The organism is Lachnospiraceae bacterium JLR.KK008 (assembly GCA_037015955.1).
GTDB lineage: Bacteria > Bacillota > Clostridia > Lachnospirales > Lachnospiraceae > VSOB01.
This window is the reverse complement of the sequence record CP143548.1, coordinates 2,610,214-2,626,658: the sequence shown is the minus strand read 5'-3', so window position 1 is coordinate 2,626,658 and position 16,445 is coordinate 2,610,214. Positions and strand designations below refer to the sequence as shown.

Genomic DNA, 16,445 nt, shown 5'->3' with positions numbered 1-16,445 from the left:
AATATGGATGCAAGCAGAGAAAAGTTAATGAGCATAAAAAATGAGATAATGAAACAAGGGAATTGGAATCAGTACAGGGATTCTTATGTCAGAGTTAGAAAGAGCGCGGAAAAAGAAACTGATAATATATATTACAAATTAATGCGTTCATGCAATTTTGAGCAGCAATATATGGATGACCTCTATTGTATTCTTGATGAACGTACAGAGAATATGATACAACTGGAACAGGCAATCGAGACAGAAAGGGAGAATCAAGCCAGAATCAGATATTATTTGGATTCTTTTCGTGGATGTACGGAGTTACTATTGAATAATGATTTTAAACTGAGAGAATTATTGGCAGAAAAGAAGCTACAAAACGTCGCTATTTATGGCGCTGGCAGGCATGGAAGACTATTACTCAAATATTTAAACAACAACAGTGTAAATGTCTGTTGCTTCATAGATAAGAACACATCTTTGCAGGATGTGGAGGGAGTGCCCGTTTATGGGTTGAAGGATGAGGTCAGAGGAGTGGATCTTATCGTGGTTACTCCTTATGGCAGCATTGAGGAAATCAGGCGCGAATTAAAAACAAATTGTGTTATGATGGCCTTAAATGAATTTTTTGATATAAAAACGTGGGGTCAGGCAAATGGAAAAAAGTAACAGGGTACAGGCGGCTCTGATAATTAATATATTTGGAACGGCGGTTTTAATGCCTTGGAGTGAATTTGAGCATTTCTATGTACTACTGGACGATTTGTTTTATGAAAAGACAGGAAGTGAGCTGATATTCCATCAGATCAGGTCGCAGGTGAGCCATAAAAAAGGTCAGACTCTTCATGATATATACAGTTATATTCATGAATTTTATAATATCAAACGTGATGTCTGTGATTTGCTGGAGAAACAGGAATATTCCTTTTTACGCAAATATTTGATCCCTCGTAATTATACACAGAAAATATATGAAGAAATGTTGTGTCAGGATGTACAGATTATATTTTGTACGGATATTCTGAATGATAAGAAAATGCTGACAGAGATATTGAATGAGTGCGGCTATTTTGGAGAGCACATGACTTGTTCTGTTGAAGAAGTGAGGGATATAGTAGTAAGCAACAGATATAAAACCATTACCTACCTTGGGGATAGTAATTTATTTATAGACAGTAAAGTTATTTTCAGGTGGATACCAGATACATTGAACTGCCTGACAGGTACAGTGGATAAACGCATGAAAGGGTTACATTCATTTTATACTGCGGCAGGAAATATGCTTCATTGTGAAAAGATTCGGAATTCTGCGGGATTTGATATGATGCAGCAAATGATTGCCAATAAATTTTTTGATGATCCTTTTCCGGTCTGGAAGGAAAACAGCGAATTTAATGCCGATCCTTATTATCTCGGCTATTATGTGCTGGGTATGCACCTTATGGGGGTGGTTAAATGGCTTGCAGCAGAGACAAGGCGAAATAATAATAAAAGGATTTTATTTTGCGCGCGCGACGGGTATCTGATCATGCGCGCCTATGAGAAATACCGTAGCATATTTTCTCAATTACCGGAAGCAGCCTATATTCAGGCTTCACGCAAAGCGTTGCTGCCGGCGATATTGAAAAAGAAGGAAGACTTTTATTTTATCCCTGATTTGGTGGGAGGGGCTTCCTGTTGTCAATATTCACCTGAAATAATCATGCTGCTTTTGTGGGATTTTACAGGCTTGTCAGAGAATTATTATTTTGGTGATGTTCCACAGCAAGTCAGAGAAGCATATATCTCTGAAATAAGAAAGGCCGGGTTTATCTTTGAACAAAGCTTTCAATCATATGAACATTTTGCACAGTTCATAAAAATTTTTATCAACTTATATTACGATGAAGAAAAGCACATGCGGATGTACCAGGCAACAAAACATTATTATGAAGAGTTTACAGGCAAAGATGTGTTGTTTGATTCGGGTTATAGTGGGAAACTGCCCAAGATCGTTACAGAGTTGAGCTCAGGTATGAGAGATGTATTATATTTATATACCAATGAAGATACGGCGGAATGTTTGGTGAGACGAGGTGGATTTGAGATCAGATCCTTTTATCCCTATACTCCCTGTGAAGAAGCAATGATAAGAGAATTTCTGATAGCTGAAAATGGCCCAACCTGTCGAATGTTTTTGGAGGAAAATGGGAAAATTGAGCCGATATTTGAGAAAGCGGATAAAAAAAATGGATGCGGGGATTCCGTTGCAGTTATCCACAAAGGCGCCTTGGATTTTGTTGATGATTTTCTTGATCAGTTTGGACCGAGTATAAAAGGTATTCCCTATAAACCATATGAGGTGTCACTTCCATTTGAGGGGTTCATTCGACATATTTTACCTGCTGACAGAGAGATGTTTGCTTCGACATATCAGGAAGACTACTATACAGGAAAAGCCATGGGATTTCCCTGGATTGAACTATATGAAAGAACAATAGAGAAATTCCCCAGAGTTAAAAATCCGTGGATGGAAGAATAGATAAGAAAAAGAATTCATTTTAAAATAGGGAAATAAGCAAATGGAGAAGGACAAAAAAATAAAAATATCTGTAGTGCTTACTACAAGAAACAGAAAATATGAGATAGCCAGAGCGTTAAGCTGTGTAATGGAACAGACATTTGCTCCTTATGAAATCATATTGATTGATGACGCGTCGGATGATGGGACCAAAAAATATCTTGCGGACTCGTTGGATCTTACATCCGTAGTTTATATAAAAAACGAAGAGAGAGCTGGAGTCGGCGCGTCAAGAAATACTGGGATCAATGTTGCTAAGGGGGATTATATTGCTTTTTTAGACAGTGATAATGAATGGGAAAAAAATAAACTGGAAGTCTTTGCAGGGTATCTGCATAAGGAAAATAATTTGGATTTTGTGTGTTCAAGATATGAGAAAAGAGTCGAATTTAAGCTTGTATTCTTACCGGAAGGTATTACAAAAAGTAAAGTTTGTGGAAATTCAGATATATTTATGTTTAATCCGGCAGATGCTTCTGCAACGGTATACAAAAAAGAGTTTCTGGAACAGTCAGGCGGATTTCTGGAGGGGAGCGATGCGGACATTGACTGGGAGATACTGTTGAGGGCAGCAAGAACAAAAGAGTTACGGTTTTGTATGATTCCGGAAGTTTTGTCCAGGAATTGGACAATGTATGACGGCCTTATGAGTCATACAGATGTCCGCTTGAGGGCGTGGATAGAATTACTAAAAACATATCAGGAGGAAATTTTATCGCAGAGTTTAGGATTTGAAGCATTCAACCAGTTCATCATTCAAAATCGTCATTTATTATCGGAACAACAGACAAGGCAAATGTTTTTTGAGACATTTTGCAATGATATTCGATGGCAGAATTGTATATATAATCATTATCAATCACAGTTAGCGGAAAAACAGCAGCAGGTTTATAAGAAGAATAGTTTTTATGAATTTGTTCGTACATGGTTAGAGACAAAAATAAACGGGAAAGACATCAGCGATACTTTGTTTGCAAGAGGAATAAAAAGTGTGGCTATCTATGGATTTGGCATTCATGGGAGATTGCTATATTCAGATCTTGTACAGAGCGAAAAAATAAAGGTATTATATGTAATTGATAAAGAAAGAGACAATCTCTCCGACAAACCCGAGATACAGGTATTAAGTTTGGAGGACAAATTGCCTGCGGTTGACGCGATCATAGTAACCCCTTATTTACAGTTTGATATGATTAAAACAGAACTTGAAAAACTTTGTACATATCAGTTGATTCCAATAAATGATATAGTGCAACAGTCAAGGGAGTAGAATAAAGTGAATAAAGAATATAAAAAAGGATTCACAGCAGGGGCTTTTGATCTGTTCCATGCTGGACATTTAAATATATTGGAAAAATGTAAACAATATTGTGAATATTTAATGGTCGGAATCATGACAGATGAATTTATTGAACACCAAAAAGGAAAAAAGCCGTTTGTTCCATTGGACGAAAGAATGAGGATTGTAAAAGCAATCCGGTATGTTGATGAAGTCGTACCAGTAGATTTTCACAATACAGTCAAGCAAGATGCCTGGTCTCTTTACCATTTTGATGTTTGTTTTTCGGGAGATGATCATAAGGAAGAATTTTATAATGAGCGGCAGAAACTGAGAGAGCTAGGTTCGGAGATGATCTTTTTCCCGTACACGGAACACATTAGTTCTACAAAAATCAAGACACTGATAGATCAGAGATTGATTTAAACAGAGCATTATATTTTTAACAGAAAGGGCAAACAGATGGTGAATACAAAGGAAGCAGGTGTAAATTATCATTTTAAGTTGTTATATGCAATAGGAATTGTAATAGCGGTGGCAAATCATGCGTGCGGGGGGGGATTTCTTTATTTTATGAATTTTTTCCGGCCTATAGCTTTCATATGGGTTTATTCATGTTTTCTTCGGGGTATTTTTATAAGGACGCCGCAGAAAACAATGTATTTAAATACATATTAAAAAAGTTGAAAAGACTGATTTTTCCAATGTATATATGGAATTTTTTTTATGCGTTGTTTGCTCAATTCATGTCAATAAAAGGATTTTTACCACAGACAGGGTGGGGAGGTCTTAGAGCGTTATTTATTGAGCCGATAATATCAGGACACCAATATATTTACAATCTTGGCGCATGGTTTGTTGTGCCGTTATTTATGGTTGAAGTATTTCATGTCGTTTATCGAAGAATTTTTTTAATGATCAAGAATGATGTAAAAGAATATATATGTGTTATAATTGCATTGACTTTTGGAATGTGTGGTGTTTATATATCAAGTAAAGGGTACAATGTTGGATGGTGGTTAGTGCTTGCCCGGTTTCTTCATTTTTTTCCGTTTTACTGTTCGGGCGTTTTTTATAACAGAATTTTGGAACGGAAGGATTGTTTGCCTAATGGTTTCTATTTTTTACTGATTTTCACGATTCAACTTATGATTATTGTTGTAAATGGAGGCGCGCCTTTATATGAGCAGGTGTGGAGCAAATTTACATCTTTTACGTTTATGCCATATATAGTAGGATTTTTAGGAATTGCCTTTTGGTTGAGAATTACAAGAATATTAACACCTGTTATAGGAAAGAGTAAAATTATTAATTTGATTGCAGATAATACATTTTCAATCATGGTTAATCAGTTCTTGGGGTTTATGTTAGTAAAATCATTTTATGCCTGTGGATTTAAATATACAGATTTTTTATTTCAGGATTTTAATTGGGAGGCTTATCACACAGATATTTGGTATTATTATTTACCTAAGGGATTATCGCAAACGGCTATTATATATGTATTTGTTTCCATTACATTGTCAATTTCGATTCAACTGTTGATTAATAAAATAAAGAGTTTGTGTAGAGCGAAGGTAAGACTTTAGCAGAGGATTACAAATGAACAACCCAAACCACAATACAACAACCTATATTGATCAAATCATTCACGATTCCATTATGGCTTCATCTGATCATGACTACTCAGCCATTCTGGCTTCAGATTCCCGCGAAGAGATACATTGTCAGTTGAGCGAGGCATATAGCCATTCATTGGTGTGGTATCCGTTTGCTCCGGAGGCACATGTTCTGGTACTGGAAGACGGATTCGGGCCATTTCTGGGTGATCTGTGTAACAGAGTAAAAGAAGTGACGGTGCTGGCACCGTCTTCTTTGCGTGTGGAGGCAATTTCGCACAGATATAAAAAGTATCGAAATTTGCAGGTAGAATCCGGAAGCTTGAAGAACCTGACAAATACACAGATTTATGATTACGTAATCGTGATGGACGGAAGTTCTCTTGATGAGCAGAATATAGTACAGCTGTTGTCCTGTGTCAGGGACAGTGGGCGTTTGCTGCTCGGTGTGGACAATCGGTTCGGGTTGCAGAACTGGTGCGGTAAAGCGGATGTTGTATCAGGAATTCCATTAAACGGGATTGCGTCAGGGTGTAAGGTTCAGGAGAACGGGGAAGCTGATAAAAACACGGTAGAGGGAACGAAAAAGGAAAACGAAAGGGAGATTTTGAAGAGAAACGACAGCTGCGGTTTGGATAAAAAAGGTTTGCAACAACTGTTTGCCGGCTGTGGTCTGTCAGAGCATAATTATAAATTTTATTATCCGATGCCGGATCACAGATGTGTAAAGGGCATATACACGGATGAGCGGCAGCCGAAAAATGAGGAAATCGCATATTTGGGCAGCAGTTATATCCGGCAGAAAAGCGCTCTGATGGTCGATACAGATATTTTGCCAGATATTGTAGAGAATGGAGTATTTCTCTTCTTTGCCAACAGTTATATGGTTGAAATTTCAAAGGACGGCAGTTTCGCGCAGGTGAATTGCGGTTTGCTGCCATGGACGACAAACGAAAAGAACGCAGGCGGTAAGGCCGGGAAGTTTGACGAGACAGAAGGGGAAGACAGGGGAGGGGAACAGCGTTATACAGAACAAGACAGCGCGAAAGCCCGTGAACAGACCGCCAGAAACCGCGAGCTTTTGGCGGTTAAGGGGAATGCGCAAATCTGGGAACCGGACAGTGATGCAGAGCGGATTCGTGAAGTCAAAAAGGTACAGATTGATCTGCTTGGCCGGCTAAAGCTCGTGTGTGACAGGCATCATTTGCAACTCTATCTGATCTATGGCACGCTGCTTGGGGCAGTGCGCCATGGCGGAATGATACCGGGGGATGATGACATTGATGTGGCGCTTCCGCGGGAAGATTATAATAAACTGATGAAACTTACAGATGAATTTCCCGATCCATATTTCTTGCAGACACCGTGGAATGATCAGTGCTTTTACGGCGGATATTCCAGACTGCGCAACAAAGAGACGACGTCAATCCATCCGCATAACTGGTTCGCCGACTGCTGTGAGGGGATCGGGATTGATATTTTCCCCTTGGACTATGGGTATGCCAACCCGCTGTCACAATGGTTGAAACAGAAACGGCTCTGCTTTTATCAGCGTATGCTGTATGCCAAGGCGTACGGATTTTTTGCCAGATTTCTTGATATGCCGTTGTTGATCTGGAAATTTTATAAATATCTCGGGCTGCCGTTTTCCAGACAGAAGCTGGCCGACAGACTTGACCGGATCGCTGCAGGCGGAGACGGAAAGCATCGTTTCGGCATATACACGCATTACAGCCGGGGGAAAAGCTATCGCAGATTAAGTGCCCGGGCATTTGAGGAAAAAGTTGTGATGCAGTATGAAAATATTTTGCTCGATGCGCCGGCAGGATATGATAAACTGTTGTCAAAGCAGTATGGGAACAATTACATGACGATGCCCTGCCATGAGGAAGGGAAGCAGCGGCATGGGTTTTATGATGTACAGGTACCTTATGGACAGTATAAGGTCCGCTTTTTGGGAGGAAGCACACTTGACCTGGGAGACAGAGAGCTTGTTCTCTTTGGAGACAGTACACTCTTTTCTTATTTTTTTGAGCGTTATCCCAAGTATCGGCCGGCCCATATCGTGACGACCGGTACATGGAAGAGCCCGGATGAAATAAATGGAATTACCGTGGAAGACCTTGCGGAATTTATGCATGCATATCCGGTAACAGAAAACAGGGACAAGTTCTATTGCGTTATCTGTACGATCTATGTGCGGGAGGCGGAGCGGATTCTGAAAGACGCAGGCTTGGATGAATATCATATCTTTGCGTATAACAGGTATTGGTTGCTATTAGCGGATACATCGTATGCTCTGAAGGAGATTGAAGAAGATGGAGAAGAAAATGACAGATGAAAAAACAGGATACCTTGTATGTGATTTGGAGACATTTGATCTGGCAAAGATCAAATGTCTCGAATCATGCAGGAGCCGTTGTGATAAATTGATCGTAGGTGTGCCCTCAGATGAACTGGTTGTGAGAATGACTGACGCGCAGCCACAGCAGTCGTTTGAGAAAAAGAAAGAACTGCTGCTCTTACTGAAGGCGGTGGATGAAGTAGTCTCTGTCGATGTGGATAATATTACAAAGGCGGACAGTTATGAGCAACTGCATTATGATATTTGTTTTTATGGTTCGGAATATGGCAGGTATTTCCAGGAAGATCGAAAGTTCTTGCAGGACAGGGGAGTTGAGATGGTTCCACTGCTGCCAGCGACGCTTGGCGGGCCGAACTCTCTTCGCATGGCGCTGGAGAACGGGGCGCCTGGCAAAAAGGTGATTTTATTTGGCACAGGCGCTTATTTTGATTCTTATATGAAACAATATAGTTCAAAGTATATGCCTGCCTATGCAGTTGACAACTCTTGTGAGAAATGGGGGACAAAGAAGGACGGGGTGGAGATTAAGTCACCGTCTGCTCTGATGGACGAAGATCCGCAGAAGGTATTTATCATATTGTGCTGTAAAAATTATGGGGTGGTGCTGGAACAGCTTTTGGAGATGAAAGCATTCAATTACAGACCGATGCGGGCAGATGACATGACCGGTGTATTTGACGAGTATGCCGTTACCTGGCGGGATGACATGGCCTATGTGAACAGGGCGCATAGTTTATTAAAAATATTAATGAAAGAATTTGATGCAGTCTGTAAAAAGTATCATCTGCGTTACTATGTGATCAGCGGTTCCTTGATCGGAATTGTCAGACATCAGGCGCTGATTCCCTGGGACGACGACATTGATGTGGCGATGCCGCGGAAAGACTATGAAATATTGAAGCAGAAGGCGAATGAGATCTGGAAGGATAACGATTTTCTGTTTTTGGAGTATGACCAGATTGGCGAAGACGTCTTCTATGATTTTATGACACGATTTGTATATTTAAAAGAAGAAATTGCGACAGGGATATTCCGCAAGGCATCCGATAAGGCGAGAGAAGATATTAAAAACCGTATGATCATTGATATATATGTGCTTGACAATACGGTGGGAGGCTGGAAGCATAAGCTCATAACGACAATGATAAAAGGGGTCTATGCACTTGGCATGGGGCATCGCGGCTATGTAGACTATGCGGACTATGGGCGACTCTCCGGGGTATCGCTCCAGGTACTGCGGATGGTCAACGGAATTGGCAGAATGATTCCGCTGAAGGTTTTATTTGCCATGTATGAAAAGCTCCGTACTTACGCGGATAAAAAAGAGACAGAGTATTACTTTGAGTCAGACGGAGTGATTCATTATATGCCCTATCTCTACGAGAAGAAGTTGTATGGTGATGGAACCAGATTAAAGATGTGGGATATGGATGTGATGGTGCCGGCTGACTATGATGGCCTGCTGAAGGCAAAGGGATATGGGGATTATATGCAGTTCCCGCCGGTGAACTGCCGGAAACCGTCTCATTCGCCGAAGACATGCGGGGTAATTTGGTAGGATTCCCGTTCCGCTGTATGCAGCATTTTGTATTTGAAATTATGGTACCCTCAGTGGACAAGGGGACACATGGCGTGTGTGCCCTTGTCCACTGAGGGTAATTAATGGTATAATAACAGGCAAACGAGTATGCAAAAATGATACCGGAATACATGTGATGAAAATCAAGGGCTGAATACAAATGGAAGAAAAAAATACCAAACAGGAGAGGAACAAAAACCAACAAATGTTGCTGACATTGGCAGCGGCGCTGCTGCCAATGTTTATTTCAGATATGATACCGGAGAGAATGCCCCGGATCATATTCATTGTGTGCCTGATATTGGCCGGTGTGACGCTTACCGAATTTCACAGCCAGAGCGGAATATGGAGAAAGGCTGTGCCCGTTTTGTGTGTCGTCATAGTGGCTTTTATTTTATTACAGTCGCTGTACACAGGTCCCACAGTACCAAAGGAGCAGGATGAAGCGGAAGCGTTTGTTGTTCAGGAGCGAGAGGAGGACGGGCAGCAGGCAGCGAGTGAAGCAGAAGCATCTGATGGTGACGGGGAATATGAACAGGATGAGCGGCAGGATGGTAGTCTGCCGGAGCAGGACTGGCAGGGAATATATGAGGATTCATATGAAATGCTGGCTGATGCCAATGCACGGATAGAGTCTTTGATCACACAGTCTCAGGAGAACGGTTTGCCCGGCGGGCAGGAGCTGGAAGCGGCAGACAGCTCGTTTCTCCGGCTTGCAGAGAAAGTATATCAATACCGTTTCTGGGAGGAGAAAGAAAGCAAGAAGGAGACGGAAGAAGCGCTGGAATATATACAGGCGAGATGGGACGAGTTAAAAGAAGAGGACAGAACAGATTTTGACAGTCTGGGGTCAGAGAGAGACCAGGTGGAACTTTTTTATAAGATCAAGTTGAGTGAAGGCTACTACTTTTACTGTAACATGATCCGGGCCATGGAGGACTACGGGATCGACTGCGCAGGGATGGGGATCGATGAAGCGATGTTATTTTGCTGGGATGTGGATCGCCTGTTTGCCATATACAATATGCGCAAAGCCCTGGAACCGAGATTGACAGAGGCGGAGCCGGTCGAGAGATGGGAAGGGGATTATAATGAGTATCGGGCGTATGTGTCAGGATACGGCGATGAGTTTGACTATAAGTTCTGGAACAGAAATTTTGAAGGGGTAACGGTCAGCTATATCGTGCAGAGGCAGGATACGGTCGTTATGAATTATTTCCTGAAATTTAACAAGAATTTTGGCGCAGATTTGGGTTAGCTGTTACAAGGAGTGCAGGAGAAAAACAGTTTCAGAAGCAAACTGACAGGGAGAGGGTTGATTATGGCAAATGGAAGGCGGATACCAGGCAGAGAGCGGGGGCAGAATGAAACTATATACAGAAGGATTGTGTTTCCCGTTCTGGGTGCATTGTTTGTCTATGCGCTGTCCGGAGCCATATCGAACAGGGGATACCGCTGGGGATTTATATTTTGCGCCGTATCGGCGATCGTGCTTTTCTCTGCCGGGTATGGCCGAGGCGACGAGAGAAAGAAAACGGTACCGGGTGTGCTTGGCATGTTTGCAGTCGCAATCCTGATCGTAGTCTCCTTCCGTGAGAAAAAGACGATAATAGATTATGCAACACAGATGGATGCCTTTTTTGGCTTTGAAGATGGACAAGCGCCGGGCCTGTCTGCCGATGATACGCAGCAGGGGCAGGAAGCGTATGCACATCGGTCACAAGAGAGTGTGCGTCAGCTCGAACAGCAGATAAGGGAACTGGACCAAAATGTGCAAAAGCTGGAAGAAGCAGGAGCCGGAACGCTTGCAGACATACAGGAGCTGGAGAAGATAAACAGTAATATTGCAGATCTGAGCGAGCAGACGGGCATTGACTGCCTGCTGGAGAGTGAAGAAGACGCAAAGGAGAGAGCGCTCATCCTGCAGAGCATAAGGGATTATGTCAAAGATCAGCCGGATGACTTTACGGGTCTCGAGACAGATAAAACACAGGTAGAGTTTTTTTATAAAATGCTCCTGTGCCGGAATGCCTGGCATTATGAAAATATCATTGCGGCGATGAGGGATTATGGGATCGACTGCCGGGCGATGGGGATTGATGTGTATACGCTCGTTGGCTGGGACACAGATGAATTGCTCGCACTTTATCAGATGCGAAAGAGTCAGGAGTCAGGACTGCCGGAAGATACAAAGGGGAATTTCAGACTCGGTTACAATAGTTATAAGGCCGATCTGCCGTCGTACCGGGATACCCTTGACTATCATGACTACGGGTATACATTTGAGGAAAAGAGCGCCGCCGAGGTGATGGAGATTCTGGATTGGCACATTATGGCGCACTATCAGAAATATATAATCAATTTCAGAGAGTAGAAGACGAGCTTTACGTATCAAAAAGCATGACAGGGGGAAAATAAATCACAATGGATATTTCTTATCTTTTATTTTTGCAGACGGTTCGTGAAATGTTTGGCGGCGTGTTTGACAGCCTGATGCTCTGGTGGACATCACTGGGGGAGAGCGCTGTCACATTCACTCTGCTGGCAGGTGTCTATTGGTGCCTTGATAAGCGGATTGGACAGTATATGGGGATGAACGTGGCGCTTGCCTGTACGGCCAATCAGTTTTTGAAGCCGCTCTTTCATGTCGAGCGGCCGTGGGTGAGGGATGAGCGGATCCATCCGGTAGAGGCAGCGCTGGCCGGTGCCGGCGGGTATTCGTTCCCGAGCGGTCATACAGCCAGAGCAGTGGCCGTATGGGGCGCGGCAGGTAACGGGGCATGGAGGGGCAGGAGCAGACGGGGACTCGGCGCGTTATGCTGGCTGGTAACGGCGGGCGTCCTGTTTTCCCGCAATTATCTCGGCGTGCATACGCCGCAGGATGTGGCAGTCTCTCTTCTGTTGGGACTTGCCATTTTGTGGGTGACAGGAAAGGCGCTCAGCCTGTCAGAGAGTAAACCGGGAGCGGCAATTTGGATCAGTGGCCTTGGCTGTCTGCTCTGCTTTCTGCCGATGCTGAGGGTCGGCTGTCTGTCCAATGCCGGCGCCGGGTTCGGATTTTTTCTTGGCTGGCTGCTGGAACAGAAGGCAATCCGTTTTGAGACAACGGGTCCGGCAGCCTCAAGACTGATGAAGTTCGGGGTCGGAACAGGCCTGCTTTTTGTTATTATGAAAGGATTGTCTCCGGCGCTTGGATTGTTTATGGAATCAAAATACGCCGGCTTTTTTACTTCTTTTGCCGTAGTATTCTATATCATGGCCATATATCCACTGCTTTGGAAAGGGTGGGAAATATGCGCGCTTTCGCAGGCCGGGAGAAAGAAGTATGTGACAGCGGCAGCGGGAGGCTGTCTTGTGATGGCAGCTATCTTTTTTCTCGTCCCTGCGTGGAAGGTGCGGGCTGACAGAAACCTTCAAATGGAGATGCAGGCGCAGGAGGCCGCACAGACAGGACAGGAGGTGGCAGGTGAATCTGCGCAGACCGGGCAGGAAAACGCCCCTGTTATTGCAGAAGAGCAGCTCAATATGGAGCAGCAGGAAGAAAGGCTGCAGATCATCGCGCACCGGGGATACTCGGGACAGTTTCCGGAAAATACGATGGCGGCGTTTGCGGGTGCGCTTGATATTGGCGCCGACTATATTGAACTTGATGTGCAGATGACAAAGGACGGACAGATCGTTGTCTGCCATGATGATAATCTGTGGCGGGTAGCGGGCGTGGACGGACGGGTCGCAGATTATACATGGGAAGAGCTGTCAGCGTTTGATGTGGGAAGTTGGTTTTCACCGGAGTTTGCCGGGGAACGGATTCCGCTGCTCTCTCAGGTATTGGAGCTGGTTCAGGGAAGCGGCATGAAAATTTATCTGGAGCTGAAAGATATTGGGGAAGTGGAAGGCTTTGAAGAGGCAGTTGTTGCGGTTGTAAAGCAGAGACAGATGGAAGGCCAATGTGTTTTCGCTTCGTTTCAATACAGGTATCTGGCGCATATCAAAGAGTTGGATGAGACGTTGTCAGTCCTGTATAATACGACGGATGCAAAGACAACGCTCGTCGAAGAGTTCCCGGCGGAATATTATGGACTTAACATAGAGTCGGTGACGGCAGAAACGGTGAGGGCCATTCAGGCGTCAGGACGAAACGTATTTGCCTGGACAGCGAATACGCCGCAGCAGATGGTGAATGTACAGGAAATGGGAGTGAACGGTATTGTGACGAATGAGCCGGGACTTGCGAGAGTCGCCACCTGTCCGGACTATAGTTATCTCGTCCGCAAATATGAGAGATCAGTAACGATGCCCGGACTCTACGAACCGGGCAGGGAAGAGCGGCTTGATGACTATGTCGTGCAGGGATTGACGAAAGCGGGAAGCCTGCTCGTTGTCACCGCTTACAGCTATTCAGGCGGACAAAGTAGCATTTTGTATCTCCTGAATGGAGAGGGAACGCTGATAAAGACGGTTGATTTGCGCTTTCAGGCGCATGTAGGCGGAGCGGCTTACGATCAGGAGCATGATCTGCTCTGGATTACGGGTGCGTCGGGGCATGTCTATGCGCTTTCATGGACAGACATTTTATCAGATACGTATGCGGGAGAGATCCTCGTGGATTTTGATGCGGGACTTGTCAATCATAATGGAGCCAATGTGGCCTCGTTTTTAAATCTCCATGGCGAGGAGCTGTATGTAGGGTCCTATGTCGACGGCAGTGAGGGCATATTGAAACGGTATGATATATCCGATCCGGCAAATGTGCGTGAACTGTCAGCGGTGTCGATCCCCCAGCGTATTCAGGGGATCACGTTCCGGGAAGACGGGGACGGAACGCGCACGATGCTGCTCAGTCAAAGTTATCAGACAGAGGATTCACGCCTGCTTCGCTTTTACTGGCGGGAGGAGGAAACGGCCTACCTGGAGCCGGATGAGATCTGCATATTGCCGGAGGGGGCCGAACAGATACAGATGACAACGGAAGGGATGTATATTTTGTTTGAATCGGCAGCCAGACCTTACCGAGGCACGGCGCGAATACCTAATGATCAGATTTATATCGTGCGGGAATAAATGGCTGCAGGCGGAAAAGGTCCGTATCCGTGAGGGTATTTTTTGACCAATATTGTCGGGTGTGGTATAATTTGGCAGATATGATACCATCGGTTGGCATTCATCATCATACCCGGGGCAATAAAAATGGAAATGTTGGAAATTATGGGAGAAAAGCATGAAGATCAGATTAGCGGATTATGTTGTGGAGTTCTTGAAGAAAAAAGGTGTCACAGATTGTTTTACTGTCGTGGGCGGCGGGGCAATGCACCTGAATGATGCGTTTGGACATGCGGAAGGGATCCATTGTACGTACAATCATCATGAGCAGGCGTGTGCGATCGCTGCGGAAAGTTATGCCCGGCTGGAGAATAAGATTGCAGCCGTATGTGTGACGACAGGCCCGGGAGGCACTAACGCGATCACAGGAGTCGTAGGTGGATGGCTCGATTCAATCCCGATGTTTATCGTCAGCGGACAGGTAAGGTATGACACAACAGCCCGCTACGGTCAGCAGTTTACGGATGGCCTGCCGCTGCGGGCAGTGGGGGATCAGGAATTTGACATCGTAAAATCCGTGGAATGTATGTGCAAGTATGCAGTCATGCTGGAAAATGCGGCGGACATCAGGTATGTGCTGGAGAGAGCGTGGCATCTGGCGGTGACGGGAAGACCGGGACCGGTATGGCTTGATATTCCTCTGAACTTTCAGGGGATGGAGATCGAAACAGACGACTTACGCGGATATGATGCGGAAGAAGACGACGCGCAGCTGCCGCCCCGGGTTACGGAAGATGTGATCGAACAGATTTTGGATCAGATTGTAGCGGCAAAGCGTCCGGTGATCTATGCGGGCAACGGGATCAGGATTTCCGGGGGCTTTCCGGTATTCCGGAGAGTTGCGGAGCGTCTGGGTGTGCCGGTTGTGACTTACTGGAACAGTGTAGATCTGATCGAGGACGAACATCCCCTGTATTGTGGTAGAGGCGGCAATATGGGAGACCGTCCGGGGAATTTTGCCGTGCAGAATGCGGACCTTCTGCTGGCTATTGGCACACGCATCAGTATCCGTCAGGTAGGCTATAACTGGAAGACCTGGGCCAGAGAGGCGAAAGTGATCATGGTCGATATTGACAGAGCGGAGCTGAAGAAGCCCACGCTCCATGTGGATATGCCGGTTTGGGCAGATGCCAGGGACTTTCTGGAGGCGCTGGAACGCGGCGCACAGAAGCAAGCGACTCCTGTGTCGGGAGAAGACTGGTGGAGAGAACAGTGCCTGCATTGGAAGCGCAAATATCCGGTCACACTGGAGCGGCACTGGAAGGAGAACGGCGAGACGGCGAATGTATTTGCATTCGTCAGATATTTGAGCGAGCATCTTCCGGAGAACAGTCTGACAGCGGTGAGTAACGGCGCCTGCTGTGTTGTCGGGCATCAGAACTGGTGCATGAAAAAGGGTACTCGTTTTATTATCAACAGCGCGATTGCAAGTATGGGATATGGACTGCCGGCGGCGATCGGTCTGTGTATTGCGGCTGGCGGCCGGGATACGATCTGTCTGGAGGGCGATGGCAGCATTATGATGAATCTACAGGAATTACAGACTGTGGTTACGAATGAGTTGCCAATCAAACTGTTTCTCATTAATAATCAGGGGTACCACAGTATTCGTCAGACACAAAATAATCTGTTCCACGAACATTCCAAAGTGGGGATCGGACCGGAGAGTCATGACCTTTCTTTCCCTGACTATGAGAAGATCGCAGGGGCGTTTGCGATCCCTTATTTCAGTGCGCACAGTAACGAAGAGATGAAGAAAACGGTAGAGAAAGTTCTGGCACAGCCGGGTTTTGTATTTTGTGAGATTTTTACGGATACAGAGCAGCCGTGGGAACCGAAGAGTGCAACCAGGCGATTGCCGGACGGGCGGCTTGTCAGTCCGCCTCTGGAAGATCTGGCGCCGTTTTTGGACAGGGATGAGTTGAGAGAGAATCTGTTTATCCAGCCAATCGAGGAATAGA

The 16,445-nt window shown here is 44.9% G+C and carries 11 protein-coding genes; all 11 read left to right on the top strand.

All coding sequences use genetic code 11. The features are described from left to right. Positions 1–3 precede the first annotated feature (3 nt). The 11 genes from V1224_13050 to V1224_13000 all read left to right on the top strand — a co-directional run bounded on the left by V1224_13050 (position 4) and on the right by V1224_13000 (position 16,444). Positions 4–651, top strand: coding sequence for a hypothetical protein (locus V1224_13050; GenBank protein ID WWR15388.1), 648 nt, complete (start codon positions 4–6; stop codon positions 649–651). Further along, positions 638–2,503: a hypothetical protein gene (locus V1224_13045; protein WWR15387.1), complete on the top strand. Its 1,866-nt coding sequence runs from the start codon at positions 638–640 to the stop codon at positions 2,501–2,503. Before V1224_13050 ends, V1224_13045 begins: the two co-directional genes overlap by 14 nt. A 40-nt stretch (positions 2,504–2,543) precedes the next feature. Further along, positions 2,544–3,812 carry a glycosyltransferase gene (locus V1224_13040; GenBank protein WWR15386.1) on the top strand — a complete coding sequence of 423 codons (1,269 nt, stop codon included), beginning with the start codon at positions 2,544–2,546 and terminating at the stop codon, positions 3,810–3,812. Positions 3,813–3,818: 6 nt separating this feature from the next. Further along, the gene (locus V1224_13035; GenBank protein WWR15385.1) at positions 3,819–4,247 is read left to right on the top strand and encodes an adenylyltransferase/cytidyltransferase family protein; all 429 of its coding nucleotides are present in this window, start codon (positions 3,819–3,821) and stop codon (positions 4,245–4,247) included. A gap of 122 nt (positions 4,248–4,369) precedes the next feature. After that, on the top strand, positions 4,370–5,410 hold the full coding sequence (locus tag V1224_13030) for an acyltransferase family protein (GenBank protein ID WWR15384.1): 1,041 nt from the start codon (positions 4,370–4,372) through the stop codon (positions 5,408–5,410). A gap of 13 nt (positions 5,411–5,423) precedes the next feature. After that, complete coding sequence (locus V1224_13025; GenBank protein ID WWR15383.1) at positions 5,424–7,781, top strand: LicD family protein; 2,358 nt, start codon at positions 5,424–5,426, stop codon at positions 7,779–7,781. Then, positions 7,759–9,363 carry a LicD family protein gene (locus tag V1224_13020; GenBank protein ID WWR15382.1) on the top strand — a complete coding sequence of 535 codons (1,605 nt, stop codon included), beginning with the start codon at positions 7,759–7,761 and terminating at the stop codon, positions 9,361–9,363. Before V1224_13025 ends, V1224_13020 begins: the two co-directional genes overlap by 23 nt. A gap of 181 nt (positions 9,364–9,544) precedes the next feature. Further along, positions 9,545–10,642 (top strand): hypothetical protein, encoded by a 1,098-nt coding sequence (locus V1224_13015; GenBank protein ID WWR15381.1) that lies wholly within the window; start codon positions 9,545–9,547, stop codon positions 10,640–10,642. A 63-nt stretch (positions 10,643–10,705) separates the two neighbouring features. Continuing rightward, positions 10,706–11,758: a hypothetical protein gene (locus V1224_13010; protein ID WWR15380.1), complete on the top strand. Its 1,053-nt coding sequence runs from the start codon at positions 10,706–10,708 to the stop codon at positions 11,756–11,758. A gap of 50 nt (positions 11,759–11,808) precedes the next feature. Continuing rightward, the gene (locus V1224_13005; protein WWR15379.1) at positions 11,809–14,445 is read left to right on the top strand and encodes a glycerophosphodiester phosphodiesterase family protein; all 2,637 of its coding nucleotides are present in this window, start codon (positions 11,809–11,811) and stop codon (positions 14,443–14,445) included. A 157-nt stretch (positions 14,446–14,602) separates the two neighbouring features. Further along, positions 14,603–16,444, top strand: coding sequence for a thiamine pyrophosphate-binding protein (locus tag V1224_13000; GenBank protein ID WWR15378.1), 1,842 nt, complete (start codon positions 14,603–14,605; stop codon positions 16,442–16,444). The last annotated feature ends 1 nt before the right edge of the window (position 16,445 follow it).

Bases quoted from the DNA above. Each gene is read 5' to 3' on its own strand.
- V1224_13040 (WWR15386.1), top strand. From the start codon at position 2,544: ATGGAGAAGGACAAAAAAATAAAAATATCTGTAGTGCTTACTACAAGA.
- V1224_13000 (WWR15378.1), top strand. From the start codon at position 14,603: ATGAAGATCAGATTAGCGGATTATGTTGTGGAGTTCTTGAAGAAAAAA.
- V1224_13010 (WWR15380.1), top strand. From the start codon at position 10,706: ATGGCAAATGGAAGGCGGATACCAGGCAGAGAGCGGGGGCAGAATGAA.
- V1224_13020 (WWR15382.1), top strand. From the start codon at position 7,759: ATGGAGAAGAAAATGACAGATGAAAAAACAGGATACCTTGTATGTGAT.
- V1224_13045 (WWR15387.1), top strand. From the start codon at position 638: ATGGAAAAAAGTAACAGGGTACAGGCGGCTCTGATAATTAATATATTT.
- V1224_13005 (WWR15379.1), top strand. From the start codon at position 11,809: ATGGATATTTCTTATCTTTTATTTTTGCAGACGGTTCGTGAAATGTTT.
- V1224_13050 (WWR15388.1), top strand. From the start codon at position 4: ATGGATGCAAGCAGAGAAAAGTTAATGAGCATAAAAAATGAGATAATG.
- V1224_13015 (WWR15381.1), top strand. From the start codon at position 9,545: ATGGAAGAAAAAAATACCAAACAGGAGAGGAACAAAAACCAACAAATG.
- V1224_13025 (WWR15383.1), top strand. From the start codon at position 5,424: ATGAACAACCCAAACCACAATACAACAACCTATATTGATCAAATCATT.